Raw genomic sequence first — 26,313 nt, forward strand, 5'->3', positions numbered from 1 at the left:
AAACATGAGTCCTGAAAAACTACTTGAACATTTAAAAAGCGATGCTTCAAGCAAAATACAGCAATCATTGACAGCTATTTATGATATTTGCATGGAACAACAAGAACGAGGAATATATGACTTTTCTATTTCTACAATTGCAAAATTAGGATGCAAACGTGGAGTTCCCCAAGCACAAAGTATTCGCAATAAAACAGGTGAAAAATACCGAGCTTTGATTCAAGCATTTGCTGATTCTACATCCAGCAAGAAGAAACTTAAAAAACTTTCTAAACAAGAAACTGATTGGATTTCCGAAATTGACAATCCTAAGCATCAATTATTGATTAGGGTCATGGCCTCAGAGCTCAAAGAAGCACAACAGATGCTCCGAGAAATTATTCCTCCAAAACAAAGAATTGATATTTATGACCATAAGCATATGATATCAGACCAATCATTTAAATTAACAGATCAAGAAGTACGAGCTTTGCAATATTTACTATCATCAGACTTCCAAAAAAAGTGGAACTTGAAATCTACTGAATACGGAGCTTTAGTAGATGAAAAGAACCTGCCTGTTTTTAAGGTAGCAACTTTAGATGCATTGCGTAAAGCTTTGGAATATTTATCATGAATCGCAAATTACTGACTGCTGAAGGATATCAACGTTTACAAGATGAACTTAATGACTTGGTTCGTAAAGAACGCCCTGAGATTACAAAAATTGTATCTTGGGCAGCAAGTTTAGGCGATCGGTCAGAGAACGCAGATTACCACTACAACAAAAGAAAATTGCGAGAAATTGATCGTAGAATTAGATACCTAACCAAACTATTTGAAGTCGCGCATAAAGTTGAATATAGCCCTGAACAAGACGGGAAAGCATACTTTGGGGCATGGGTTGAACTAGAAAATGATGAAGGTGAAACTATTAAATTTCGTATTGTGGGAGATGAAGAAATTTATGGTCGTAAAGACTATATTTCTCTCCAATCACCTATGGCGAAAGCCTGCTTGGGTAAGTCCGTAGATGATGAAGTTCGAGTACAGACACCTAATGGTTTAAGGAATTGGTATATCATCTGTATTAAATATAACTAGATATGAGCTAAATAATACTTAGAAAAATAGTAAACTAATTAGCTTTGATATTGTTTTAAGACGAAGATCTGCATGTCTAGAAGCAATGATAAGTCCATTCTTAGATAATTCAATTATATAAGTATGCTCATCAAAGTAAGAAATTTTTACTTTTGATAGATCATAATAGACGTCACCAAAAATTTTTTCAAAATCTAAAATTGCATTTTGAGTTGATGTAACCTCTAATGAACCCTTAGAGTTCTTTGAAAGAGACAACTCATTAAATCTTGCCTTTAATATCTGAAATTGATTTAAATTTTTTGCTTTACTTACAAAATCTTTAAGGTTTATTTGTTTATTTTTAAATAAAATTTTCATTCTAAGAATATTATTAAAATATTCAAGTAAATATTTAGTATACTTACTTGGTTCACTTATAACAAGAAAAAACCTACCATTAATATGGTGAAATGAGAAATCTTGATAAAGATAGTAGTCAAAAGAGATTAAAAGCTCTTTACCATTCTTATCAATAGTCTTTTCTGCACGTTTAACTTCTTTATAAAAAGTAGCCACCAAAGTACTTTGATCAAATTTAACATTTAGAAAATCATTAAAATTTTTATTAGCTATAACAGAAAACAGCTCATCGAATGTAATTTTTAAGTTACACTCAATAATATGAAATTTCATTATCCATCACTCCCATTTGATTCAAGATTGGAGTTTTCACCCTCATTAATTGGGGCCAACAATCTTAAAGGTTGCGTTGTTAAACTTTCTATCAAGCTGATCCCTTTAGTAAAAACTATTTTATTAAACTCTAAATCCAAACTATTAGGAATAGGGTTAAGTGTTTTTGAAAACCTACCATCTTTATTTTTATAAAACCCTTTAGAAATAAATGAGAAATTGCTTTTCCCATTTTCATCATATGTAACTTTAATTGATAACCGATATTTATCTGAGTTAGTTATATTAGAGTCCACACAATCCCAATTAAATCTATATAATCTATAGCCTTCTTCTAGCTTCTCCATAAAATCTGCTGACATATGGAGTTGATTACCTCTATAAGATGCACTTATAAGCTTATAAGTTCCTTCATCATCGTCATCACTATTACTACTATTAGGATCTTTAAATAGTATTTCAACAACATTTGTACGAGTATATCTATCCAAACTTGATGTTAACTCATCAAAAAACTGCCAATATAAGCTTGGTTTCGTTAATCCTATTAAATCAATTTTATCAACGCCTAACGTAGAATCTTGCTCCTTTAATATATTTATAACAGACTCACTCCACAATATCATTTCAGGTGTAGCGGGATGCTCTAAATAGAATTGCTCTTGGCCATCTATTTTTTTAAAAGTTAAAACAGACTTTTTATTTTCTATTTGAGCAAAAAGTTGCTTTTCTGGATGAAACTTTTCATAGTCAAACTCAAGAGATAGAACGTTATTATTCATCTTTTGTGAAACATTTTTAAGCTGTATATTACCAATATTTAGATCCAAAGAAGATTTTATACTTGAAATAATAGGTACAACATCAGTAATTTCTAACTGTGTATTCAAATTTGTAGAAGATGTATATTCAGATCGTTCTACTTTACTATGTTGTGCTGAGATTACCTCAAAATCCTCAAAACCATGCATAAATGAAGAAAAATAATCTGCTTTATTCTCTCTAGTTGTTTTACCACCTAAAATTATCCCTCTTTTAAAAAAAGAGTATTAATAACAGAATCTGAAACTTTACCAGTACTTAATGCACTATATATATTGTAATCATTAGGTATATTATAAGATTTGCTCATAGCTTATTCCTGAACTGGAGATCTATCAATTTTTTGATTACAAAAGATTTTTTGGATTATAGTAACTTCAGCAAACTCAATCCTATTAAATATATTTTTCATACTGTCGCTGTAATCCCACATAACACAATATTTTTCTATAGCCGCATGAAAGTTCTGCATAGCCGTACTTGCTTTATCTCGCGCACAATGACGTATGCGAGTCTCACAATTTTCAGAAATTAACTCGTACATCATCAATGTTTCAATTAGATAAATAAATTCATCAACCGTACTACCACTTTCTTTGTAATATATAATATTACCTCTACTCTTTTGTATAATGGTAGGGTTTGCTGGTTCTAATGGGTTAGGCTCAAAATCTGTATAATTATCATAATTCATGATAAAAAAAGGTCCGCTTATCAATTCTATTGTTGCTGGACACTCTTGTGGCGTGATTCGACTTTTAAACCGTTGTCTATTTGGATAAAAAAATGAAATAGGAGCATAAGCATCCGACCGTGGAACTTTTTGCTCTGTCCTTAAAACATTTAAATCATGCTTAATTGATAAGATACTATCTATTAACAAAGGTTCAATGATATGAATTTTAATATTTGCAGGTACATTCAAATCCTTTAAATGAAATCTTGCAGGCGCTCTTCCAGGCCCGACATGTGGGGGATTTGGATAATCATGAATAAATGAATAAAATGGTTTATCAAAACGCCCATCATGGTTATAGACAAACAAAAGTCCCCTTATATCATAACTCCCCTCTATACCATATCGTTGTTTCCATTCCGCACTTGCTAAGCTACATACAGTCCCCTTAGTAATACTAATCAACCATTCTTTAACAACTTTATAACCAATTGAATCAGAGGCATAACTTTTTAAATCAGTATTTAGGAATACTCTTTTATTTTCATAAGGATCATCATAAAAAATAACTAAATCTGTAGGATGGGTCTTATCAGCCGTTTCAGCAGCACCTACGAAATGTTGAGGTTTCATTAAGCAAGGAAAATCTAAATCATTTTCAGGATGGATCGTCCATTTGAGAAAGTCACCGATCTCTTGAGTGATTAAATTAGCTAATTCAGCAATTCTTATCGTTTCTGACACGCGTCCCTCTACAATTTATTAAGTTGAAAATTAACTCTTCTAAATTATAAAGCGAAGAGCAAAATTAATAATATCTCTATATGCTCTTTAAGTGTATGGTTTTATAAAATAAAAATCTATAGTTTTAATATAAAGGCGTCAGTCTGTGACGTTTAATATTAATTTAATGGTTTTTCATATTTCTAACCTAGCCTAATTAGCGCTTTTCTCATTTCATCCAGTCTAAGACGTTGCCCCTCTACACAACTTTTATGACGCTCAAACATTAGTTGCTCTTTATCTTTCCAGTTGTTAAGAATTTCTTGACCATGTTGAAGTTCGTTTTCTAATTTACCAATCCTTATTTTAAGTGCTACTTTTGCATTCCATTGCTGCAATAACTCAGCTTCCACCTCTGCGTGTGTAACCTCTCCCCTAACCATTCTCTCAAAGTCTTCCTCAGATCGCTTTTCTGCAGCCTCTATGACATTCTGAGGGTAAGAGTGACCCATGATACTTTTTGCTAACATATGGGCTGTATGGAGCTCTACAGCTTCTTCATCTGTATATACATGTCGCTCTACATTCATTTAGATTCTCCAAACCTCTTCGTAATATCCTACCTCTATTAAAAAAAACATGGAACACTTGATCACTCTGATTTTATTGATAGTTTACTCAACCATGTAGAAATGATTTCTCTTGTGCTCATTCCAGCCCAATTATGTTGATTATCAAAAAGACTCAAGCTTACAAATTGCTCGATTCGTGAGAATTGCCAATTATCTGGTAATTTTTTAGGATAGTTTGGTTTTTTTTGCGAATTAACTAAATATTTGATATAAGAAGCAATTTTGTTCGAGTACTTGTTTTTGTGCTTTTCACGATCAATTTCATCTTTAATTTTTTCTCCAAACAATTCCCCTGCTAACATTTGTGCCTGATAAAATAAAAGGCTATATGAGTGTTCTAAATCAAAGTGTTCCGAAAGTTCGAATAAATTAGTTTCTAAATTTAAATTTTCTTCATATGGAATTGGAAATTTCGAGTAGATCCCTAGAATTAAATAATATATTTCTCTCAGCCTAATATTTTTGACAAAATCTTCTATTTGTTTAACATTAGCTATATCTAGTTTAAAAGTATCAATAAAGCCGCCAATAAATATTTTCAACTCATAATTACTAACATCCTCATCTATAGCTAAATAAATACCATTTTGCACTCTAACTTGCATAATTCTTACCAATGAGCCATATTGTTCTCTACTAATATTAGAGCTATTTTCTTGCAAGAATAACTTATTTGCTCTTTTAAATTATTTAAATCTTTGTACTTATCAATTATGGCTCTTTTATCAAACAAGGATTGAAGCACAATATTTGCCTCACCTCTTTCTTCTTCATAAAAACTATCCCACACTTTCTTATTGATAAATCTTTCTTCTTTCATTGTGTCAAGAGATAGGAATAGAAAAAGGTATATCATTTCAAGATAGCTAAAATCGAATTCAGAAAAGGTTTTTTCCTGTAATATATTTTTATAATCATCAACAAAATCCTTAGCTTTTTTATTATTCTTTTTTAACTCACAATTTACACATAAATAACCTTTCTTAAAAAACTCTTTATAAATACTCCTATTCTTAAAACCTACTCTTGAGTGACATTTTCTACATTCAAAATTAGTATCTATAAGTTCCAAGCAGCTATGTAATTCAATAAAATTTGATAATTCTTTTGTATTTGTAAATTGATATTGTTCTGTAATTGTTTTAGCACTAATTGCAAATTTCAGATCACCAGTAGTTGTGTAAGTTAGTAACCAATAATCTTTAACTATTTGAAGATCTTCGCCATGTAAGTTGCTCAATAATTTTATTTCAAAAGACTCAGGTCTCATAAGGATCACCCTAATGTTTGGATTGAGTAGTTCTAGTTGTTCGTTTTAATCGTTAAATCTTTTTATAGTATATTTTTTAGTATATGTACTATCTCTAAGGTTATGTTTTTGTTATTTTAAAAATAAAATAGTACAAATCATAGGGTTATAAAATCAAGTCCGCATTTTCAGAACGATCACCTAAACTTGCTGCCCAATTTACCTTCTTGGTAATTTCAGGTCGCTCCTCATGCCAAAGTCTCTTCAACTCAGCAACCAATAGATCATGTCCAGTACGCGTAATTAAATTCGATTTCATAAGCCCTAATACGTGAATACAACAGTCCATTTACAAGTTTTTGCATTGTATTCCTTATTTCACCATGACTAAAGTGTATAAATTTTATTCTTTTTCGAATCATAGGTTTGTGATGCAATTCTCGCTTTTTTATTGAGCAAAATTTGACATTCTTTATTTTGCCGCTTAATATGCGCCCCTAAGTTTGTTTTTGTTTATTTTTTATACACTTTGTAAATATTGTGAAATATTTGCATTATTTTCCCTTTAATTAATGTCATTTTGAATGACGTTCATGACTTGCCCACCCCTTATTGAATTTATCAACTTTTAAAAGTTAAGGCATTGTTTTGCTGAAATTTTTGGGCATAAATTACCTGTAGCGGAGACAACATGCACAGTAATTCAAGTTCTGGGTCGAGGCCTAGCCTTAACTCTTTATCTTCCAAACGACCTTTTCAAGCTTTGGCCTTAGGCGTTGCAATCCTGCCGTTCAATAGCTTGAATGCTGAGAAATCACATCAATACAATACCGTTGTGAACACGAATGTCCTAACCGTAGTTGCTGTTGAAAGCCCAACAACCGTCTTCCAGGAAGATAAATTCCTACATGGTTTTGGATACGATTTAACGCGCAAATATGCACAAAGCTTAAATGTAAAACTCGATTTCAAAACCGTTCCAGACAATGCCACAGCATTAAAGTGGGTTGCACAAGGTAAAGCAAACATTGCGATGACAACCGCCAATCTGGCTGCAATTGAAAATAAACAACTGGTTTCATTTTCGGCAAGTTGCGGTGATCAGGCAAGTTTGAGCAAAAATGGTTTAAACCCTCAATTGAATTGGGTATTTAAACAGGCCGATGATCCACTCACACTAACTGCCAGTGGTTTTATCTGTCAAAGTAAACAATCTGGTATGACACAGCAACTGGCCTCATTCTATAACCGAAATGTGGTTAAGCCTGAGTCTTGGTCAACTATTCAAAGAGATTTGAAGCAACGTTTACCAATTTACAAGGCCAGTTTCAAACAGAGTGCTTCTAAATACAATTTAGATTGGCACTTGCTTGCAGCCATTGGCTATCAAGAGTCCTATCTGAAACCGACTTCAGTTTCTCCCACTGGTGTCCGTGGTTTGATGATGTTGACCAATAGTACAGCACAAGCGATGGGAGTAAGTAATCGATCCGATCCTGTTCAAAGTATTCAAGGCGGTGCCAAATACTTTGATCTGATGTTAGATCAGTTTTCTAACGTACCTTATCCGGACCGTAACTGGTATGCATTGGTTGCCTACAATATGGGACCAGGTGCAGTCAGCCAGATTCAAAAAAGAATCCGTGCACAAGGTAAAGATCCGAACCAATGGGTTAACCTGTACGATCATTTACAGCGTAATCAAGCACGTAACGGTCGTTATAAGCAAGCTGTTCAATACGTTACCCGTATTCGTACCTATTTAGAGCATCTCAAAACCAACAACCGTGTAGATGTCTAAATTAAATGAAAAAAAAGCTTACCTCAGGGTAAGCTTTTTTTATGAAGAAAAAAATTAAGCAGTTTGCTCAAGAACTTTCTTGAATAAATCTTTTTGCTCTTGGCTCGGCTTAGCGGTTTGTAAAGCCATGAGCTGAGACATATCACCTTGTACTTTGATTTTGCCTGTCATGAATGCCTGCATTGCAGCAGCCATATCAAACTCTAAAAATACTTTACGTAGTGTTTCAGCATCCATGTTCAAAGTCGTTTTAGCATTTGAAGATAAACCTTTTTGGATTTTACCCGCATCTAAAGCCAACTCTGTATTACCGGCTGCATCTGTTACAACCAAGTTAATCGCTAAATTCGCAAGTGCAGGTGGCAAGTTTAAATCACCAGCTTCAGCAGTCAGTTTTTCAACAGTTGCAAACCAATCATCAGTTAAAAATGCAGCCATGATTATTCCTCAAATGTATTTGTTCAATTTCTTGTGCCATCTATCCAGACAACATCACATGAAGCAATTTGCTTGTGCCCTGTTATAGCATGTAATTTTTATTTTAGGCTATGATTTTTTGTACGCAGGATTCAATTTTTAGATTTTTTATAAAAAAAAGGTACTTAACAAGTACCTTTTCAAAAAGTTTTACACTTTACTCAGCAGCAAAACTCAGATTGACCACATCCAGACGGTTTTTCATCTCTTCTGGATCTTTCAGATCAAATTCACGTTGGCCATCCAACGCTTCGAAATCAAATAATTCACGATCCGCCAGTTGTGATGGAGAAACGTTCTGTAGTGCACCAAAGATACTGTGTAAGCGTTTTGGATGCTGCTTATCCCACTCACGTAACATGTCGTTAATGATGGCGCGTTGCAAGTTCTCTTGTGAACCACATAAGTTACACGGAATGATCGGGAACTGGCGTAACTCAGCATATTTAATAATGTCTTTTTCTTCGACATAGGCCAAAGGACGAATCAAAATATTCTTTTTGTCGGAAGAAAGCAGTTTTGGCGGCATTGCCTTCAAACTACCACCATGGAATAAATTCAAAAAGAAAGTGGCCATGATGTCATCACGATGGTGGCCTAGCGCGACTTTAGTTGCGCCAATCTCTTGAGCGAAACCATATAACGAACCACGACGTAAGCGTGAACACACCGCACAATAGGTTTTACCCTCAGGGGTTAGGCGCTTAGTAATGGTATAGGTATCTTTTTCCAAGATGTAATATGGAATATTGTTTTCTTCCATATAGCGTGGCAACACATCTTCAGGGAAACCTGGCTGTTTTTGATCCAGATTCACCGCCACAATATCAAAATTGATCGGTGCAATACGTTTAAACTGCAACAAGATATCCAGCAAGGTATAGCTGTCTTTACCACCAGACACACATACCATGACCTTATCACCATCTTCAATCATGTTGTAATCACGAATTGCATGCCCCACCTGACGACGAAGTTTCTTCAACAGGCGATAATACGCCGAACTTGTCGGAAGTTCTGGCTTGAAATTAAATCCTTGATTGGACTCCACTGGCGCGTACATAGACGTGATTTACTCATAAACAAAAATACCGCAAGATTTTATCTCATTCCGAAAAGATGCGCATCTAAAGAATTTTTCAATTTCTTTCAATCGTCATATTTGAGTTTCATACTGGTAAAATTCTGATCAAAATAATCCTAGATGCGCTGGATTGCTTATAATTCAAACTTTTCCACAGTTGTCCACAAAAGCTGTGGATAAATTTGTGGATTTCTTAGCTATTGACAAAGTGTTTTTATCTTAAAATAAGGCTTCCGATTAGATTGATCATTTTTTAACCACCTATTTTATCAAATTAAAAACAATGACTTACATAAGTCAAGACTTAGTTTTTAAAATTTTTTTTTAATTTTTTTTTGCTGAACATTCGAACAAATTGACTTGATTTTTGTCTGACAGTGAAAAATAAAAAAATTGTAGCAAAAGTTCTTTTCTTACTTTTTTTTGTTAAACTTCGGAATAGAACTTATGCTCATCCTTTCGTGAATATTATAACGATGAACAAAACAACTTATTTTTTTGCTCTTTGTCTGGGATCAATCGTTTTTTTTAATAGTACAGCGTCTAGTCATGCTGGGCAGACCATTTACCAATTTAAAGACAATAATGGCACCACCCTACTCACCAATAAGAAAAAAGCCGAGTACAGTCACTTAAAAGTGATTAAAGCGACTTATTACCCTGACAGCAATATTCATAGTTATAGTAACTGGGGCACAAGTGAAGCTTCTGTCTTACCCAGCTATAGTCGAAATAAAAATGCCTTTGATCACCTGATTCGCCAAGCAGCACAACAACACGGTGTCTCGGAAGGGTTAATTAAGGCAGTGATGCATACCGAATCGGGTTTCAATATTAATGCGCGCTCCCCTGTGGGTGCTCAAGGCTTGATGCAATTGATGCCTGCAACAGCACGCCGCTTTAATGTCAACAATGCCTATGACCCACAGCAGAACATCTTTGCCGGCGCACGTTATCTCAGTTGGTTAATCAAACGTTTTAATGGCGATACCCGACTTGCAATCGCAGCCTATAATGCAGGCGAAGGCAATGTTGATAAATATGGCGGCATTCCACCATTTCGTGAAACACAAGATTACGTCCGTCGCGTCACTAGCCGTTATCAAAATCTCTATGCCTCGGGTCTCGGCACTTCGCTCAACAATTCAAACAATGCTGCGACTAATGGCCAAGTCTTAGCTCAATCGGCAAATTATAGCGCCCCTGTCAATGAAGCTGTAGAAGCAGCACCTCCTGCGCCAAAACAATATAATCGCCAAATTATTACCTTGGCGGATGGTACCTTTACCGACGCGCCATCAGGCACTTACACCACCACCAATGCCACCGCTTCAGCCCGAATACATTTCAGTAATTAATAATTCTGGGGCATTATTCTCACAGGATGATTTTAGCTGATATTTTTTGAACAAAATCCTCTTTAAGTCCCTGTTTCACATTCAATTCACTGTTTTATAGGCTAAATGTATCTATGCCTATTTTTTGCTTGAATTTTTAGGGTTCGCCCTGCATATTAGCGTTATGATTTATAATTTATAAATCAGATCAGTTTTAATTTATAAGAGGATTTTCTCAATGATGCGGATTGGTTTGTTCTTGCTTACCAACCTCGCGGTACTGGTTGTAGCTGGCATTATCTTGTCACTCTTCGGTGTCGGTAGTTACCATGGCGCGGGTGGCTTGAATCTAGGCAACCTATTAGTCGTCTGTTTTGTCTTTGGTATGGTGGGTTCTTTAATTTCCTTATTCATGTCGAAGTGGATGGCTAAAAAAACCACTGGAACTGAATTAATCGACCCAAATGCACCTCGTAGTCAAGCAGAAGCTTGGTTATTACAAGAAGTGGCTCAATTATCCCAACGTGCAGGTATTAAAATGCCTGAAGTAGGTATTTTCCCTTCTTACCAATCCAATGCATTTGCGACAGGTTGGAATAAAAACGATGCGCTAGTATCCGTCTCTACGGGTTTACTTGAGCGTATGAACAAAGATGAACTTCGTGCAGTACTCGCTCACGAAATTGGTCACGTTGCTAATGGCGACATGGTCACGCTTGCCCTGATCCAAGGTGTGGTCAACGCCTTCGTCATGTTCTTTGCACGTATTGCAGGTGACTTCATCGACCGTAATGTCTTTGGTCGTGAAGATGGTGAAGCACCAGGACTTGCTTATTTTGCCATTACGATTGTACTTGACATCGTCTTTGGTATTTTGGCCTCTGCCATCGTGATGTGGTTCTCTCGTCAACGTGAATACCGCGCAGACGAAGCCGGTGCACGTTTAGCAGGTAAACAAGCAATGATCTCTGCCCTGCTTCGTTTACAAGCTGAATCAGAAATGCCAGATCAAATGCCAAAAGAAATGAAAGCATTTGCGATTGCGGAAGGTAAGGAACAAGGCTTTAGCTTAGCGGCTCTTTTCCAAACCCACCCAACTATTGAACAACGTGTTGCAGCATTACAGCAATTAAACGTTCAATAATCAGTATCAGATAAATGATAAAGCCTCCATCTTGGAGGCTTTATTTTATTCGGTATATCTTAAGGAGCTTGGAAAGATCGATAAAAATCCCACATATAACTCAAACCTGCCCAGACCGCAACCACCAATAAAATCAATACCGCGATTCCTAATAAATCGGGAATACGCAACCAGATCCAGCTCACCACTGGATTACGCCAAAATGCGGATGTTTTCTGCTTTTGTTCCAGTGACTCGTGTAAAAACGGATGAACCACATGGATATCACTGTGGACCTGATATTCCTCACGGATATGCGCATGTACAATCTCAAGCGTCTTTCTGCTAGGTCGGATAAACACGTCAAAGACCGTACCAATAATCGGGATAAAGCCGACTAACATATCCATAATCGCCAGTTTCACCACCCCCTTGAGTTTGTGCTGTGGAACACCGACTTCTCGGGCTTTTTTAAAAGCGTATAGCGTTAAAACAAAACCTGCGACATCACCGGCAAAAGGAATGGTACTCAGTGCGGCATCCGCCCCCACGCCTTGTTTGGTAAATGGAATCCGAACCAGACTGTCCATGGTGTTGGCGAATTTTGCTAAATCACGCTCAATAGCAATGGCTTGCTGTTGAGTTAATTTTTTTTGTTGTGATCGATCAGTCATTCACTTAACCTAAAACAATGTTTATGCTTGAGAATAAAGTAGTTTTGAACTTTTGTCGGTACAATTATTATTACGGTCTAGAATAAAATCATCGATGCAATAAACAAGTACACAATCACCCCTGTCGCATCACATATCGACGTCACCAAAGGTGCAGAAGCACTGGCAGGGTCTAAACCGACTTTATTCAGAATAAAAGGTAAACTCATGCCTATCAAACAGCCCATTAACACAATCCCCATCATACTCAGGGCCAGTACCAAAGCGACCAATTCGTCCCCACGGAAATAACCCAACAAGGAAACCGCAACGGCCATCGTTCCGCCAAGACATAAAGCCACCAGACTTTCGCGCCCAAGTAGATAGAACCAGTCTTTAAACTGGACATCCCCTGTTGCCAACGCCCGAACCATCAAGGTAGAAGATTGAGAGCCTGCATTACCGCCACTTCCCACCAACAAAGGCAAGAAAAACACCAACACCAGATGCTGTGCAATCACATCTTCATAGTGTGCAATCCCAATTCCTGAAAATAAACTTCCAAAAACCAGAAAGACCAGCCAGAATACCCGCTTCTGATAGAGTTGCAGAATAGGAGCCGATTTAATGCTTAGTTTGGACGATGCATTGACCGCACCAACCTTCAAGAAGTCTTCGGTTGCTTCTTCACTCGCCACATCCATGGCATCATCATAAGTCACAATCCCGACCATCATCTGTTGATGATCAATAATCGGTAAGGCCAGTAAATCATAACGGGCAATGGTTTTGGCCACCTCATCCTGATCGGTATCGACATAGGCTGTCAGGACATTGGTTTCCATCAGTTCATTAATATTTTGCTCTTCAGGTGCAAGAATTAACTGCTTTAAAGTCAAAACACCCAAAATTTTACGTGCTTCATCCAGCACATAGGCAAAATAAATCATTTCGGTATCTGGTGCTTCTAGACGCAACATTTTAATCGCATCTTTGACCATCATATCGGGTTTGAGCGTGGCATATTCCGAGCTCATGATGGCCCCAGCGGTTCCTTCCACATAGGATGAAAGCTGACGAATATCTTCTCGTTCCGCCTGCGCTAATGCGGGCAATAGTGCATTTTGCTGCGCTTCATCCAGACGCTTGAATACATCGGCCCGTTTATCCGATGACATTTCCCCAATAATTTCAGCCAAAATATTTCTTGGCATGGTTTGAGCAAGTTTGGCTTGTTCATGAGGGGGAAGATAAGAAAAAACATAAGCGCGTTCTGGTAAATGCGTCAGTAGTAATTGACTTTGTTCTACCGATAATTGTGTCAATACATCCGCAATATCAACAGCCCGAAAAGTTTTAACCGACGCCAGTGCAAGTTCAATATGATTATTCTTTAACGCATCATTTAATAAATATAAAAAATTGTTGTAGCTCATATCCGCCTCTTCACTACAATTATCTGCAACGAAGAGCCAAATACAACAGATTATTTTACTGTCGAGTAACGGTCTTCATTCAGATTTTGGGAAATATAAAAACGTGTAATTCTTGAAAAATTACAACTCTGGGTGTCCATGTAGGCAATCAATCCTCATTCAACCGCTTATACGGCACGGCAATACTACAAATATTTTTTTATCTTCTCAACTTAGACAACAAAAATGAACAATTCGAACCGTTATGCAGGGCACGAATTGTTCATTTCTACTGCTAATTTTACTGCCTTTAAGCAGTTTCTATTTTCGCTTTTGGTTTAAATAAGGTTCTGACCAAGACATACATAAATGGAATAAAGATCAGTACCAGAATGGTGCCAAACACAACCCCACCAAATACACTATAACCAATCGCCTGTCGGCTTAAGGCGCCTGCACCACTCGAAAACATCAAGGGGATCACACCCGCACCAAAGGCAATTGAGGTCATCAGAATTGGTCTGAGACGAAGGCCTGCTGCCTGTAATGCAGCTTCCAGCGCACTTCGTCCCTGTTGTTGCAAGCTTGCTGCAAATTCAACCATCAAAATGGCATTTTTACAGGACAGACCAATAGTAGTCAGCAGTGCAATCTGGAAATAGATATCATTGGCGAAACCAAACCAATAACTAAATAAAATTGTTCCTCCAATCCCGAGTGGAATCGCCGCCATCACCACTGAAGGAATTGACCAGCTTTCATATAGTGCTGCAAGGCAGAGGAAAATAAAGGCAACCGAGATTAAATATAACCAGATCGCCTGATTGCTGGACTCTTGTTCCTGATAAGACAAGCCACTCCACTCCAACCCTACATCAGGCATTTGATCAACTAAGCCACGAATGGCTTGCATCCCTTGTCCACTACTAAATCCATTGGCTGCGTCTGCTTCCAAACTGATCGCTGGATAGCCCATGAAGCGCTCTAACATTGGTGGGGCACCTTGCCATGTAATCTGGCTAAATTGTGAGAATGGCACCATTTGACCATTGGTATTTTTTACATACCAATAATTCAGGTCTTCAGGCTTAGAACGATATGGCGCATCACCCTGTAAATAGACCCGTTTAATTCGTCCACGATCAATAAAGTCATTGATATAGCTGCCACTCCACGCCGTCGAGAGAGTTCGGTTAATTTCACTGACATTAAGACCATGAATCATCGCCGCCTTATGATCAATTTTGATATTCAGCACAGCCTGGTCGTCATTGCCTTTTTTGTCGAGATTTGCGACTGGGCCTAGCGCATTGCCCTGCTGTTGTAGCAATTTGAAAGAGTTCAATAAACTTTCTCGGCCTAGGCCCTTGGTGTCCTGTAACCAGAACTCCATTTTGTCAGAATTACCTAAACCACGAATCACCGAGGGCATCAACACCATAATACGTGCTTGATTATTTTGTGAAAGATATTGCATAGCCCGTGCACGAATCTGCTGTGCGCTGTTTTCTGCACCTTTGCGCTCATTCCAATGTTTCAGTGACACAAAGGCTTGACCAAGATTCTGTCCTGTTCCAGAAAAGTTACGACCATGAATCACCATGACACCATTCAGGTTGGCTTTTTCATGTTCAAGAAAATAATCTGAGATTTGTTTGCCTACCTCTTCAGTCTTGCTCATCGGTGTTCCTTCCGGTAAACGGAATTGAACGCCTAACAAGCCCTGATCTTCTTGTGGTAGAAAACTGGTTGGCAGATCACGATAAACCCAGATAAAACAGCCAATCAGCAACACAATACCCAACAGTGAAATGGCTTTTAAATTAATGACTTTTTGTGAAACATTCAAATAACGCGTTTTTATATAGTCCAGTCCATGATTGAACTTGATCGCCCAACGCGCCTGTTTTTGCTGTGGTTTCAATAAAATGGCACAAAGTGCCGGGGTTAAAATCAACGCCACAAGTAATGAAAGTCCCATTGCGACCACGAGGGTAATCGAGAACTGACGATAAATAATGCCTGTCGCGCCGCTAAAGAATGACATTGGAATAAATACAGCTGTGAGAACCAAGGTAATCCCGACTAAGGCTCCACTAATCTCATGCATGGACTGAATTGAAGCTTCCTTGGCACTGAGTTGCTGCTCATGCATCAGACGTTCAACGTTCTCTACCACCACGATCGCGTCATCGACCAACAAACCAATCGCTAATACCATCGCAAACAAGGTCAGAGTATTGATACTCATCCCTAAAACGGCTAATACGGCGAAGGTTCCGAGAATGACCACAGGAACCGTGACTGCTGGAATCAAGGTTGCTCGCCAGTTCTGCAAAAAGATAAACATCACCAAGACCACCAGACCAATGGCTTCAATCAAGGTAGACACCACTTGTGACATCGACTCTTTCACGAAAGGTGTATCATCACGTGGGTAAACCACAAAATAACCTTCTGGTAATGCTTTCTCTAAACGGGCAACTTCCTTATAGACCGCATCGGCCACCTGCATCACATTGGCCCCGACGGTCAAGGACAGTGAAAGTCCTGAAGCAGGATAACCATTTAAACGGTTAAAGACCTGATAATTTTCAGCACCGACTTCAACCCGTGCGACATCTTTTAAATAGACAAAACTGCCATCTGTATTGGCTTTGACAATAATATTTTTAAATTGTTCAGGTGTTCTTAACAACGAACCCGACGTTACCTTGGCATTTAAATACTGGTCATCCGCTGTTGGTAAATCTCCAATTGCACCAGCGGCGACTTGCGCATTCTGATTTTCAAGTGCCGTACGGACATCACTCACTTGTAATTGATAACGTTCCAGACGCTGTGGATCCAGCCAAATACGCATGGCATATTGCGAGCCAAATACGCTCACTTCCCCAATGCCTTCAATTCGGCTGAGATTGAGTTCAAAGTGATTGGTGAGATAATCTGAAATATCCAAATTGGTTGAACGCCCTGATTTATCCCCCAGACCGATCACCATAAAAGAATCACTTAAGGATTTACGAACATTAACTCCCTGACGCTGTACATCTTCGGGTAAACGGTTGATCGCACCATTAATTGCATTTTGGACTTGTACCTGTGCTTGATCGGGATCGGTCCCCTGATCAAAGAACAGACTAATTCGGCTATTACCACTGGCATCACTACTCGAATTGAAATAGAGCAGATGATCAATACCTTTAATTTGTTGTTCTAAAACCTGAGTAACACTGTCTTCTACCGCTTGAGCATCTGCTCCACTATAGTTTGCAGCAACAGTGATTCGGGGTGGTGCAATATCGGGATAACGTTCTACAGGTAACTTTAAAATTGCAAATAAGCCAACAGCCATAACAATAATAGCGAGAACACTGGCAAAGATTGGGCGATGAATAAAAAACTTAGATAACATGGCTGTTCATTCCATTGTTGAAACAGTCAATTTTTTCAAAAATACGATAAATACAAATACGCTCAGTCCATGATCATTACCGAGCTTTCATGCAAACGCCATCCCTCTTAACATATCATTTCAAAAAGCGGGAATTGAGGAGAAATGATGGATTTTGAACTGCTTCAGCACAAATCATTGCGTTGAATTTTCCCGATTTAAACAGTTTAGCTGTAATGTTTACTTTAATTTGCTGTGCAATCAAATACTTCTCAATTTGTAATTGACAGGTCTGATACTTAAACCGATATTAGCACGCTCATTTCCCCTCCCGATTTTATTAGGCACATATGAAGGCCAGCTTAAAAAACTTAAATATTCTGCTGTTAATTTTGCTACCCGCCCTCATCACAGGTGGGGTACTCATTATCGCAGGTAATTTATCAGATGGTTTGAGGCTCGGCTGTTTATCTTTGCCAGGTGTATTGCTCATTTATTTAGCGATTACTCGCCAAAAGGGATATTGGTATGTGAGCACCGTTGCTTGGTGGTTTATTGCTTGGCTCGATGCCTTGCTGCGTTCGAGTACCTGGTTTTTATTCAATAGTGATAATGAAGCCTATTTTATTATTGAAGCGATTGCCAATACCAACCATCAAGAAATCTGGGAGTTCTTACAGCTACATCTGCTGAGCATTGCTGCTGTAATTTTTGCTTTACTCTGTGTGCTGACACTATATAGTTTATCCGTGTTTAAACTTGTGAAGCCCATCCACTTCAAGCAGCTTTGGGCCAGTCATTTTTATCGTGGCTGCATTATTCTGCTTATGGTACTGACTGTAACCAGCTACCTGATGAAACCTTCACGTAAGGTACATCCTGTAATCTTCTGGTCAGAGTTCCAAACAAAAATACAGGATTTCAAAGACCGTATTAAACAGCATAAAGATGTTCATCAGCAGTGGGATGTCAGTGCTCGTCAGAATCTTGAACTGACCCAACACGCTGCAGGCAAACAGACCCATGTTTTAATTCTTTCAGAAAGTCTCACTAGCTTAAATTTAGGGGTGTGTGGTTATGCAAGAGATACCACGCCGGAACTGGCTAAACGACTGGCTGAAATCAAGGTATTCTGCAATGCCTTTTCTCCATCCCCCTCAACCATTAACGCCTTGCGAGTCTTGTTGACAGAAAGTCCAGCCGCTGAACATGACAAATATTCACCAGAAAGTATTTTGGCTTATGCACGTGCTGCAGGTTATAAAATCTATTGGCTCAGCAACCAAGATGATACTTATTTATCGTCATTATTTGGTTCCTATGCAGACAAAGCCATTTATAAAAATACCCGTTCCGGCCGAAGTAGTACCTCTTTAGACGAAAGCTTAATTCCAGATTATCAGCAGGCACTTGCTGATCCAGATCCCAAAAAACTAATTATTCTGCATTTGATTGGTGCACATCCAAACTACCAAGAGCGATATCCTGCAGCATTTAATAAATTTAGCAGCGCCAGTAATGATCAAGTAGAGAGCGAACTAAAAAGTCGTAAGATTGATCCATGGATACGTTCGTTACGGAATGATTATGATAATGCCGTTTTATACGAAGACTCGCTACTCGCCAAATTTTTAGATGCATTGCAAGCAGATGGCGCACCAGATTTTAGATCTTTCACGGTTGTGTCGGATCATGGCAATGAAGTTGGACACGAAATTGACTATGCTGGACATAGTCCAAATACCAAAGCAGGTTATCAAGTGCCTGTAATTATGTGGTCCGATCACTTACAGGTCACGGGTGTCAATAAAGACAAAATTTTGAATACTGCTGAACTGGATAATAACCTCATGCATATCATGGGACTAAAAGATAAATCATCTCCTCAGCAATCGTACTGGCAAGATAAAAATTATCAGTTTACCCCAGAGATCAATTGGCCTTATTGGAAACAAAAAACTTAATCTGTGCCATGAAAATCCGGTTTTTACCCAAAGAAGACTGGATTTTTTAATGGCAAATCCCGTTTCACTATAAAATTCTTGATATTTTCACAAAAGCATCATCAAATTGTCATTTATTTGAGAACTTTAGCTTTCACACTAAGGGCTTAAATAAAAACTGATGAGTTTATACATGTTTAAAAAAGCTGCTCTTTGTCTCTGCCTAATCAGTCTTGCAGGTTGTAATGATGACAATAATAACCAAGGTAATACCACTCAACCTGAATACCAACTTCCAAAAATACTAGTGATTGGACACCGTGGTGCAAGTGCTCTTCGCCCTGAACATACGCTTGCGTCTTATCAAAAAGCCATTGATGATGGCGCAGATTTTATTGAACCAGATTTGGTTTCAACCAAGGATGGTGTTTTGGTTGCTCGTCATGAAAATGAAATTGGTGGAACCACTAACGTTGCCACCCTGCCTCAGTTTGCCGACCGTAAGAAAACCAAAGTCATTGATGGCGTGACATTAGAAGGCTGGTTTACCGAAGATTTCACCTTAAAAGAATTACAGCAGCTTAAAGCACGTGAACGTATTCCACAATTTCGACCTGACAATCAAAAATACAATGACCTCTATCCTATTCCAACCCTAGAACAAATTATTGAACTGGCAGAAGCCCACTATAAAAAAACAGGAAAAATCATTGGTCTTTATATTGAAACCAAACATCCAACCTACTTCCAGCAACAGAATTTGGCGCTGGAAGACCCGCTGCTTAAAACACTGTCTAAGTATCAATATAGCCGCGATATTGCGCCAATTTATCTACAATCATTTGAAGTCAGTAATTTAAAATATTTAAAGAACCAACTCGATCTACACAAAAGTGTTAAACGCGCTCAATTGATTCAACTCTATGATGCGCCAGAAACAAGACCAGCAGATTACGTCGCACAAAATAATCCTAAAACCTATGCAGATCTGGCAACGGCACAAGGTCTCAAAGACGTTTCAACCTACGCCAATGGTGTCGGCCCTTGGAAAGTCTATGTCTTTAAAGATGCGGCAATGACACAAACCACTTCTTTCATTACAGATGCACATAAAGTCAATTTAAAAGTGCATCCTTACACTTTCCGTCCTGAAAACAACTTCCTGCCAGATACACTGAAATGTAGTACAGATAAAGCCAAAGCAGCTGAACGTTGCCCTACAGGATCGCTCAAAGAAATGCAACTGTATTTCAAAGCGGGTGTGGATGGTGTCTTTACCGATGACCCTGCTTTAGGTCGCCAAGCGGTACAAAACTATCAAGCGACCTCGAAATAACCTATGAGCTATAAATAAGGGCAGCTCAGCTGCCCTTTGAATCAAGAGGCTAACTGTTTCCCCTTGACCTGCGTCCATTGCCACCAGCCATAAGCGGCTAATCCAACAAAAGCAGCGTAGAGTCCTGCGGTCAGGAAAACTTCTTTGTAACTAAACATCCCCACATAGATGATGTTGACAAAAATCCACAGAATCCATGTGGCAATATGCTTACGGCTCGTCCAATAAGTTGCAAGTAAACTAAAGGCCACCAGTTGTGAATCCAACATCGGGACAGCAGCGTCGGTAAAGTGCTTCAGAATCAAACCAAACAGCACACCAAAAATTAGCGCTAAAGCCATTTGTGCCAATACCGTGGTCTTGGCAATCGGCTCAATCCGGATATCATGCTCTTGACGTTTACCTTTGAGCCAGTAATAAAACCCATACACATTCATCGCAATAAAGAAAAATTGCAGGATCGTTTCACCATATAACTTGATGGTAAAGAAAAAATAGGCGTATAAGCTACAAGCGAGAAAATTAAACCACCAGCACCACATATTTCGTCGAATGGTTAAGGTCACACCAATCAGGCTAATGATCACCGCAAAAATTTCTAAAGCAGACAAGAGCTAACTTCTTTCAGAATTTGATCGCATCATTATGGAAAAATCTGCAATTTAAGCAATGCCCAATTGTTTATTCTCTTGACTGATATTTTTATCTTAATTTGAGAAAACGACTATTTTTCACCCAAAGCCTATGCTATAAAAATCTAAACCGTATTTAAGATTTTTGATATGTTCAGCAACAAAGTTTCTTCAGCACTCAACATGATTATTTTGCATGGCATTTCTGCCCATGCAGCGTGGCGACGTGTCTGCATTTCCTTGCAAGGAGACTTTGCCCCCATTCATCCGATGACTAATTAAAACATCATTTGAACTGCAAGGTCGCCACAACAGCGACCTTTTTTATTGTCTAAATTTTTTAAACCGATCTACCGTTGCTATAACAGGAGTCTCAGCATGAGCCAGTTACCCGAGAAGAATCTTATTTCCAGCACACAGATACAACCGACTGTGGCCCTCGTTTCCCCTCGCCTTGCTACAGTCGGTCAATTTATTGCAGTGGTACTCATTTGGTCATTCACACCGTTGGCCGCAGTTTTGACAGTGCATGAAATTCATTGGGCTTGGGGACTGTTTTTTCGCTTCAGTATCGCCATTCCATTGGCATTGATTTGCCTATTTTATTTTCGACAAAAGCTTATTTTGACACCTCAAGCTTTTATTAGTTATAGCGCGGGTGCAGTGGGTTTATTTGGTTCGATGACCTTTTGTTATATGGGCGCAACCCGTGTTTCCTCAGGCATGATTTCAATTATTTATGGCACGGCACCCCTCTGGTCAGGTCTAATTGCAGTCTTTATTTTAAAACGAGAACAGTTTGTAAAACGTCAATGGTATGGACTAACCGTAGCAATTTTAGGTTTATCCCTGACACTGGGGATTGGTGCTGATCATATTCAACTGGATTTGCTTGGTCTGCTTTATGAGTTCATTGCAGTTTTACTGTATGTGCTTTCAATGTTTGCCGTTGCCAAAGTTGGTGCCGAGATTCATCCCATTATTCAAACCACAGGCTCAACTTTGATTTCATGGTTCGGCTACTTGTGCTTATTACCCTTTTTCCTTACAGAAATGCCGACACAACTTCCCAGTCTGCAGACCTGTCTGGCATTGTTATATAGCGCCTTATTTTCTTCTGTGCTGGCCATGATTTTTTATTTTCATTTAATCCAGAAACTTAATCCAACCACCGTGATGCTGATTACCATTCTGACACCCGTGTTTGCCACCTGTTGGGGGATCTGGCTGAATCATGAGCCTATCAGCTCACATTTGGTCATTGGTTTAATATTGCTGTGCCTCGGCCTATTTCTTTATGCCTATCGCAATCGACCACGCCTACAATAAAATATGCAAACGGATTGGTCAGGCAACACGACCAATCCGTGATAGTAACTCTAGATTGACTCAAGTACACTGTAGCAACACTCCGCACGACGTCTCATAGATTTGATCAAGGATGAAATAATCGATGCGCTCTTACGTTTTATGGCTTTGCTGTAGTCTAATCTTGCTCTTACAGGGTTGTGTATATGCGACAACACCGCCCGTTTCGATGACGCTTAAAACCACAGAACTCAAACAGCGCTATTACCAAGCCAAAACCACGGCATCCGACGGTACAGTCATTGCGTTTACGGTGTATCAACCACAGTTAAAATCAGATCAAACTGCCCCATTATTGTTACATACCCATGGTTTCGGTTTGTCTCGGATGAAGCGCCCAGAACTCAGTTTATATGGTTTTTTATTACCCACAGGGCAAGTTGCAAAAACAGCGTGGCAGAAGGGCTATTGGGTAATTAGTTATGATCAACGTGGTCATGGCGATAGTCAGGGAAAAATTCGCCTCACCGATCCAGAAAAAGAGGCACAAGATGTCATCACGATAATGAACTGGGCTGAAAAAAATCTACCACAACTGGCCAAAAATCAGAACGGCGTCCGTACCGGTATGATTGGTGAGTCCTATGCGGGTGGTGTGCAGTATCTTGCTTCAGCAATAGATCGACGTTTGCAAGCCATTGTTCCGATTACCACCTGGTATGACATCGTGGATAGCCTTGCACCGAATGGCGTGCCGAAAAGTAACTGGATTGGCTTTCTTAATCTGATTGGAGACTGGTGGAACTGGAATAAATTTGATCCAGCTCTCAAACAAGCCTACTTGGATACCCAACAAGGGCAGTTAAAGCAGTCCACCTATAATTTTCTCAACACCCATCAAGCCAGCTGGTTTTGCAGTCATAATCAAGCGCCGCAAGCAGATGCCCTGATTATTCAAGGTTTCAGAGATGTGCTCTTCCCTTTCAATGAAGGAGTTAAAGCAGCGCAATGTATGCAACAAGCGCAGCATGAAGTACATTTGATCGGGGTACAAGGTGGACATTTACAGCCTTTTGTTCAGCATTCACCCCATGGAAGTACCCCATTTTGGTATATTGGCCAATCCGTACATTGTGGAAATCAACAGCAGTACAATCTACAAAGCACGATCTTGGCGTGGTTTAACCAAAAGTTAAAAGATCAATCCCCAGCTGAATCATTACCAGCGTTATGCGTCGATCAAAGTCCCGTCAATCATTTTAGCGATCTTCACCCCATCAGCAGCTATGATTTGAAAAAAACATGGATCGCACCCACAAAAGTCCAAGCTGTCTTTGTACCCATCCATACTGCCCAGCAGCCAATCTCAATCACTGGCTCAGCGCTGCTGAGTTTAAACATGGAAACAACATCGAAATATGCAGACTCGACCATGTTTATCTCCATGGCAATTAAATCAAAGAGCACGGGAAAATATACCATTTTAAATGACCAAACCGCCCCATTTAACCCAGTAAAGAAACGGAGTTATGATCAGATTCGACTAAACTCAGCAAGTCATAATGAAAAAACGCAAACTATCGAATTACCAAGTGTTTATGGACAACTGAATCAGGGAGATACACTAGGCTTGTTGATCAACAGCGAAAGTGTGTATTATCAGAGAATACAACAGCCTAAAATCGAAGCATGGATTTCAGGGCAAATTGTTTTGCCAAAATTCTGGAATAAAGTTGCTACGAAATAGTTGTACTTATTATAGAAACCAATCGAGAGTGTAATTTACCACTCTCGATTGGCAATCAATTCTTCCATTTCAATGTCGAGATAACCGACATCTTGCACCACCATCATCATGGCTTCCGCAATATAATCTGCGGCAGTATCGTCTAAACTAGACTCCAAATCTTCAAACTGAGGTTTCATTTCGTTAATTTCGCTCAGGGTCTGATGTGCATAATGATAGATTTCAGTTTCAGATAAATCGGTACGACTGACCTTTTTAGAAAACTGTTGAATATGCTGCTTCACTTCAGCAACGAGAATATCGGGATAATATTCATCGTCAAACATGGGGAGGAGTAAATCTTCAAACATAAAAAATAATATGCCACTAAAACGCCATGCTTATAACATAATCTCACCAAAATCACGATATTTAGCCATAAAAAAAGCGGCCTTTCCGACCGCTTTTTAAAAAATATAGCTTAATCTTTTTTCGCACTTAAGCTTTTAGCAATCTTGGCAAGCTCTACGAATTCTTCACGCATTTGATAAGGATCTGGTTGTGCAGATTGCTGTGCCAACTGAATAATTTGATCCCAGCCCATCGCACCATTGTATTGCCCACCTTTTAATTGCTGCGCATAAGCAGCCACTGCAATCGCAAAACGGGTATCCGAATTGGCTTGGGCAAGTGTTTTGCTGTCGGCTTTCACCGCTTGATTGAGCAAAATACTTTTTTCCTGATTTGGCAATTTATAGCGCACATTGACAAAAGCATATTCAGACTTTTTCGCTGCATCTGTTTTTGTTGTTGCTTGATAACGCGAGTCATTCAGCCAACCTTGTTGACCAACTGGAATGATTTCATAAAGTGCGGTGACATTATGTCCTGCACCAATATCACCAGCATCGACTTTATCGTTATTGAAATCTTCCTGTTTCAACATCCGGTTTTCATATCCCACCAAACGATATTCTTTCACTGTAGCAGGGTTAAACTCGACTTGAATTTTAACATCTTGTGCGACCGTGGCGAGAGTCGATGAAAGCTGGCGCTGTACTACTTTTTTCGCTTCATTTTTATTATCGATATAACTATAATTGCCATCTCCAGCATCTGCCAGTTGCTCCATCAACTGTTCATTATAGTTTCCTGTTCCAAACCCTAAAGTCGTTAACGAAATCCCACTTTTGCGTTTCTCAGCCACCATCCCCTTTAAAGTATTAAAATCGGTAATCCCGACATTAAAGTCGCCATCGGTCGCTAATAAAATTCTGTTAATCCCGTTTTTAACAAAGCCTTTTTCAGCTTGCTTATAGGCCAGTTGAATCGCCTGCTCACCAGCAGTTGCTCCGCCCGCTTGTAAACTATTAATCACTGCGAGAATCTTGTCTTTCTGATTACCCGCAGTCGGCTCTAAAACTAACTTTTCACCACTGGCATAAGTAATAATCGTAACCTTGTCTTGGGCTCTTAATTGCTCAGTGAGTAAGCGTAACGTTTGTTTGACCAAGGGGAGTTTGTCTGCTGAGTCCATACTGCCAGAAACATCCACTAAAAATACCAGATTAGCAGGGGGTAATTGCTTGGTGGTGAGATCTTTGGCCTGAATCCCAATTTTGATCAGCTTGGCATTTTCTTTCCATGGTGAATCGACTGTTTCCGTTGTGACCGAAAATGGATGTACGCTATTCGGCTGCGGATATTGATAATCAAAATAATTAATCATCTCCTCTGCACGGACCGCATCAACAGGAGGTAAACGGCCATCATTTAAAAAACGACGGGTATTGGTATAACTACCTGTATCGACATCAATACTAAATGTTGAGACCGCTTCATTCGCAACACGATGAACAGGATTGACCTCATTCTTTTGGTACTTTTCAGTATTCTGCTCTAAGCGTGGTCGCTCCATACTCGGCATAATAGCAATATAAGATGCTGGTGCGATCATTTTTCGTGTCTGAGCCAAGCCCTGATTTGACATGGTCATCGGGGCTGGTGACACAGGCATTGTCGTTTCAATCATTGCCTGATCATTGTGTTTAACCGGCAGACTACAAGCCATGATCATGCAACTGAGCAAACTAAGTGTGAGTATTTTTGTAGATGGATGCATGCTTAAATTCCCAAATTCTATTTTGTCTTTTCAAATGAAATAAATATGCAAAGATTGTATGCAAAAAAATAAAGCGACATCGTATTTGTATGTATCTTTCTA

General features: G+C 38.9%; 23 protein-coding genes and 1 pseudogene. 9 read left to right on the forward strand and 15 right to left on the reverse strand.

Annotation, left to right across the window (positions count from 1 at the left end):
• Positions 1–4 precede the first annotated feature (4 nt).
• Both gmtX and greB read left to right on the forward strand, forming a co-directional pair.
• The gene (gmtX, locus tag F895_RS02850) at positions 5–616 is read left to right on the forward strand and encodes a gamma-mobile-trio protein GmtX (protein WP_005243658.1); all 612 of its coding nucleotides are present in this window, start codon (positions 5–7) and stop codon (positions 614–616) included.
• Positions 613–1,083 carry a transcription elongation factor GreB gene (gene greB / locus F895_RS02845; RefSeq protein ID WP_005243660.1) on the forward strand — a complete coding sequence of 157 codons (471 nt, stop codon included), beginning with the start codon at positions 613–615 and terminating at the stop codon, positions 1,081–1,083. The genes gmtX and greB overlap by 4 nt, the downstream gene beginning before the upstream one ends.
• Positions 1,084–1,101: 18 nt before the next feature.
• On the opposite strand, the gene F895_RS02840 is transcribed toward greB, so the two are convergent.
• The 7 genes and pseudogenes from F895_RS02840 to F895_RS19695 form a co-directional block, all read right to left on the reverse strand.
• Positions 1,102–1,758, reverse strand: a complete 657-nt coding sequence (locus F895_RS02840) for a hypothetical protein (protein WP_005243662.1) — start codon at positions 1,756–1,758, stop codon at positions 1,102–1,104.
• Entirely contained in the window at positions 1,758–2,729 is a 972-nt protein-coding gene (locus F895_RS02835; RefSeq protein WP_005243664.1) for a hypothetical protein, read from the reverse strand. Before F895_RS02835 ends, F895_RS02840 begins: the two co-directional genes overlap by 1 nt.
• Before the next feature lie 164 nt (positions 2,730–2,893).
• A complete protein-coding gene (locus F895_RS02830; RefSeq protein ID WP_005243669.1) occupies positions 2,894–4,000 on the reverse strand; it encodes a PD-(D/E)XK nuclease domain-containing protein in 1,107 nt (368 codons plus the stop codon).
• A 182-nt stretch (positions 4,001–4,182) separates the two neighbouring features.
• The gene (locus F895_RS02825) at positions 4,183–4,569 is read right to left on the reverse strand and encodes a hypothetical protein (protein WP_005243672.1); all 387 of its coding nucleotides are present in this window, start codon (positions 4,567–4,569) and stop codon (positions 4,183–4,185) included.
• Between the two features lie 62 nt (positions 4,570–4,631).
• On the reverse strand, positions 4,632–5,216 hold the full coding sequence (locus F895_RS02820) for a hypothetical protein (RefSeq protein WP_010589991.1): 585 nt from the start codon (positions 5,214–5,216) through the stop codon (positions 4,632–4,634).
• 5 nt (positions 5,217–5,221) lie between these two features.
• Positions 5,222–5,881: a hypothetical protein gene (locus tag F895_RS02815; protein ID WP_005243676.1), complete on the reverse strand. Its 660-nt coding sequence runs from the start codon at positions 5,879–5,881 to the stop codon at positions 5,222–5,224.
• A gap of 157 nt (positions 5,882–6,038) precedes the next feature.
• Positions 6,039–6,179 (reverse strand): annotated as a pseudogene (locus F895_RS19695) (transcription elongation factor GreAB); the annotation flags it as partial.
• A gap of 372 nt (positions 6,180–6,551) precedes the next feature.
• Between F895_RS19695 and F895_RS02810 the strand changes: the two are divergent.
• Positions 6,552–7,661: an MltF family protein gene (locus F895_RS02810; protein ID WP_005243680.1), complete on the forward strand. Its 1,110-nt coding sequence runs from the start codon at positions 6,552–6,554 to the stop codon at positions 7,659–7,661.
• Positions 7,662–7,715: 54 nt separating this feature from the next.
• Here the strand turns inward: F895_RS02810 and F895_RS02805 are convergent, their stop codons facing one another.
• Together F895_RS02805 and ttcA are read right to left on the reverse strand one after the other, a co-directional pair.
• Positions 7,716–8,099 (reverse strand): SCP2 sterol-binding domain-containing protein, encoded by a 384-nt coding sequence (locus F895_RS02805; protein ID WP_004651955.1) that lies wholly within the window; start codon positions 8,097–8,099, stop codon positions 7,716–7,718.
• A gap of 196 nt (positions 8,100–8,295) precedes the next feature.
• A complete protein-coding gene (gene ttcA / locus F895_RS02800; RefSeq protein WP_005243687.1) occupies positions 8,296–9,201 on the reverse strand; it encodes a tRNA 2-thiocytidine(32) synthetase TtcA in 906 nt (301 codons plus the stop codon).
• Positions 9,202–9,698: 497 nt separating this feature from the next.
• Here ttcA and F895_RS02795 point away from each other — a divergent pair, with 497 nt between their 5' ends.
• Both F895_RS02795 and htpX read left to right on the forward strand, forming a co-directional pair.
• A complete protein-coding gene (locus F895_RS02795; protein ID WP_005243689.1) occupies positions 9,699–10,580 on the forward strand; it encodes a lytic transglycosylase domain-containing protein in 882 nt (293 codons plus the stop codon).
• 217 nt (positions 10,581–10,797) lie between these two features.
• Entirely contained in the window at positions 10,798–11,703 is a 906-nt protein-coding gene (htpX, locus tag F895_RS02790; protein WP_004660837.1) for a protease HtpX, read from the forward strand.
• 59 nt (positions 11,704–11,762) lie between these two features.
• Here htpX and F895_RS02785 read toward each other — a convergent pair whose 3' ends face one another.
• From F895_RS02785 to F895_RS02775, 3 genes are all read right to left on the reverse strand, one after another.
• Positions 11,763–12,356, reverse strand: coding sequence for a DUF4112 domain-containing protein (locus F895_RS02785; RefSeq protein WP_005243691.1), 594 nt, complete (start codon positions 12,354–12,356; stop codon positions 11,763–11,765).
• A 77-nt stretch (positions 12,357–12,433) separates the two neighbouring features.
• Entirely contained in the window at positions 12,434–13,771 is a 1,338-nt protein-coding gene (mgtE, locus tag F895_RS02780) for a magnesium transporter (protein WP_005243693.1), read from the reverse strand.
• Between the two features lie 289 nt (positions 13,772–14,060).
• Positions 14,061–17,165, reverse strand: coding sequence for an efflux RND transporter permease subunit (locus F895_RS02775; RefSeq protein ID WP_005243695.1), 3,105 nt, complete (start codon positions 17,163–17,165; stop codon positions 14,061–14,063).
• Between the two features lie 329 nt (positions 17,166–17,494).
• Between F895_RS02775 and F895_RS02770 the strand changes: the two genes are divergently transcribed.
• Positions 17,495–19,108, forward strand: coding sequence for a phosphoethanolamine transferase (locus F895_RS02770; RefSeq protein WP_005243697.1), 1,614 nt, complete (start codon positions 17,495–17,497; stop codon positions 19,106–19,108).
• A gap of 172 nt (positions 19,109–19,280) precedes the next feature.
• Positions 19,281–20,423 carry a glycerophosphodiester phosphodiesterase gene (locus tag F895_RS02765; RefSeq protein ID WP_005243699.1) on the forward strand — a complete coding sequence of 381 codons (1,143 nt, stop codon included), beginning with the start codon at positions 19,281–19,283 and terminating at the stop codon, positions 20,421–20,423.
• A 41-nt stretch (positions 20,424–20,464) separates the two neighbouring features.
• Here the strand turns inward: F895_RS02765 and pnuC are convergent, their stop codons facing one another.
• Positions 20,465–21,034: a nicotinamide riboside transporter PnuC gene (gene pnuC, locus F895_RS02760; RefSeq protein WP_005243702.1), complete on the reverse strand. Its 570-nt coding sequence runs from the start codon at positions 21,032–21,034 to the stop codon at positions 20,465–20,467.
• 399 nt (positions 21,035–21,433) lie between these two features.
• On the opposite strand from pnuC, the gene F895_RS02755 reads away from it, so the two are divergent.
• Together F895_RS02755 and F895_RS02750 are read left to right on the forward strand one after the other, a co-directional pair.
• Entirely contained in the window at positions 21,434–22,384 is a 951-nt protein-coding gene (locus F895_RS02755; protein WP_005243704.1) for a DMT family transporter, read from the forward strand.
• 124 nt (positions 22,385–22,508) lie between these two features.
• Complete coding sequence (locus F895_RS02750) at positions 22,509–24,110, forward strand: CocE/NonD family hydrolase (protein ID WP_005243706.1); 1,602 nt, start codon at positions 22,509–22,511, stop codon at positions 24,108–24,110.
• A gap of 35 nt (positions 24,111–24,145) precedes the next feature.
• On the opposite strand, the gene F895_RS02745 is transcribed toward F895_RS02750, so the two are convergent.
• Both F895_RS02745 and F895_RS02740 read right to left on the reverse strand, forming a co-directional pair.
• Positions 24,146–24,460 (reverse strand): DUF5713 family protein, encoded by a 315-nt coding sequence (locus F895_RS02745; RefSeq protein ID WP_005243708.1) that lies wholly within the window; start codon positions 24,458–24,460, stop codon positions 24,146–24,148.
• Positions 24,461–24,570: 110 nt separating this feature from the next.
• On the reverse strand, positions 24,571–26,211 hold the full coding sequence (locus tag F895_RS02740) for a vWA domain-containing protein (RefSeq protein ID WP_005243709.1): 1,641 nt from the start codon (positions 26,209–26,211) through the stop codon (positions 24,571–24,573).
• Between the last annotated feature and the right edge of the window lie 102 nt (positions 26,212–26,313).

The sequence above is a fragment of the Acinetobacter sp. CIP 64.2 genome, assembly GCF_000369645.1.
GTDB lineage: Bacteria > Pseudomonadota > Gammaproteobacteria > Pseudomonadales > Moraxellaceae > Acinetobacter.

Bases quoted from the DNA above. Each gene is read 5' to 3' on its own strand.
- gmtX (WP_005243658.1), top strand. From the start codon at position 5: ATGAGTCCTGAAAAACTACTTGAACATTTAAAAAGCGATGCTTCAAGC.
- greB (WP_005243660.1), top strand. From the start codon at position 613: ATGAATCGCAAATTACTGACTGCTGAAGGATATCAACGTTTACAAGAT.
- F895_RS02840 (WP_005243662.1), bottom strand. From the start codon at position 1,758: ATGAAATTTCATATTATTGAGTGTAACTTAAAAATTACATTCGATGAG.
- F895_RS02835 (WP_005243664.1), bottom strand. From the start codon at position 2,729: ATGCATGGTTTTGAGGATTTTGAGGTAATCTCAGCACAACATAGTAAA.
- F895_RS02825 (WP_005243672.1), bottom strand. From the start codon at position 4,569: ATGAATGTAGAGCGACATGTATATACAGATGAAGAAGCTGTAGAGCTC.
- F895_RS02820 (WP_010589991.1), bottom strand. From the start codon at position 5,216: ATGCAAGTTAGAGTGCAAAATGGTATTTATTTAGCTATAGATGAGGAT.
- F895_RS02815 (WP_005243676.1), bottom strand. From the start codon at position 5,881: ATGAGACCTGAGTCTTTTGAAATAAAATTATTGAGCAACTTACATGGC.
- F895_RS02810 (WP_005243680.1), top strand. From the start codon at position 6,552: ATGCACAGTAATTCAAGTTCTGGGTCGAGGCCTAGCCTTAACTCTTTA.
- F895_RS02805 (WP_004651955.1), bottom strand. From the start codon at position 8,099: ATGGCTGCATTTTTAACTGATGATTGGTTTGCAACTGTTGAAAAACTG.
- ttcA (WP_005243687.1), bottom strand. From the start codon at position 9,201: ATGTACGCGCCAGTGGAGTCCAATCAAGGATTTAATTTCAAGCCAGAA.
- F895_RS02795 (WP_005243689.1), top strand. From the start codon at position 9,699: ATGAACAAAACAACTTATTTTTTTGCTCTTTGTCTGGGATCAATCGTT.
- htpX (WP_004660837.1), top strand. From the start codon at position 10,798: ATGATGCGGATTGGTTTGTTCTTGCTTACCAACCTCGCGGTACTGGTT.
- F895_RS02785 (WP_005243691.1), bottom strand. From the start codon at position 12,356: ATGACTGATCGATCACAACAAAAAAAATTAACTCAACAGCAAGCCATT.
- mgtE (WP_005243693.1), bottom strand. From the start codon at position 13,771: ATGAGCTACAACAATTTTTTATATTTATTAAATGATGCGTTAAAGAAT.
- F895_RS02775 (WP_005243695.1), bottom strand. From the start codon at position 17,165: ATGTTATCTAAGTTTTTTATTCATCGCCCAATCTTTGCCAGTGTTCTC.
- F895_RS02770 (WP_005243697.1), top strand. From the start codon at position 17,495: ATGAAGGCCAGCTTAAAAAACTTAAATATTCTGCTGTTAATTTTGCTA.
- F895_RS02765 (WP_005243699.1), top strand. From the start codon at position 19,281: ATGTTTAAAAAAGCTGCTCTTTGTCTCTGCCTAATCAGTCTTGCAGGT.
- F895_RS02755 (WP_005243704.1), top strand. From the start codon at position 21,434: ATGAGCCAGTTACCCGAGAAGAATCTTATTTCCAGCACACAGATACAA.
- F895_RS02750 (WP_005243706.1), top strand. From the start codon at position 22,509: ATGCGCTCTTACGTTTTATGGCTTTGCTGTAGTCTAATCTTGCTCTTA.
- F895_RS02745 (WP_005243708.1), bottom strand. From the start codon at position 24,460: ATGTTTGAAGATTTACTCCTCCCCATGTTTGACGATGAATATTATCCC.
- F895_RS02740 (WP_005243709.1), bottom strand. From the start codon at position 26,211: ATGCATCCATCTACAAAAATACTCACACTTAGTTTGCTCAGTTGCATG.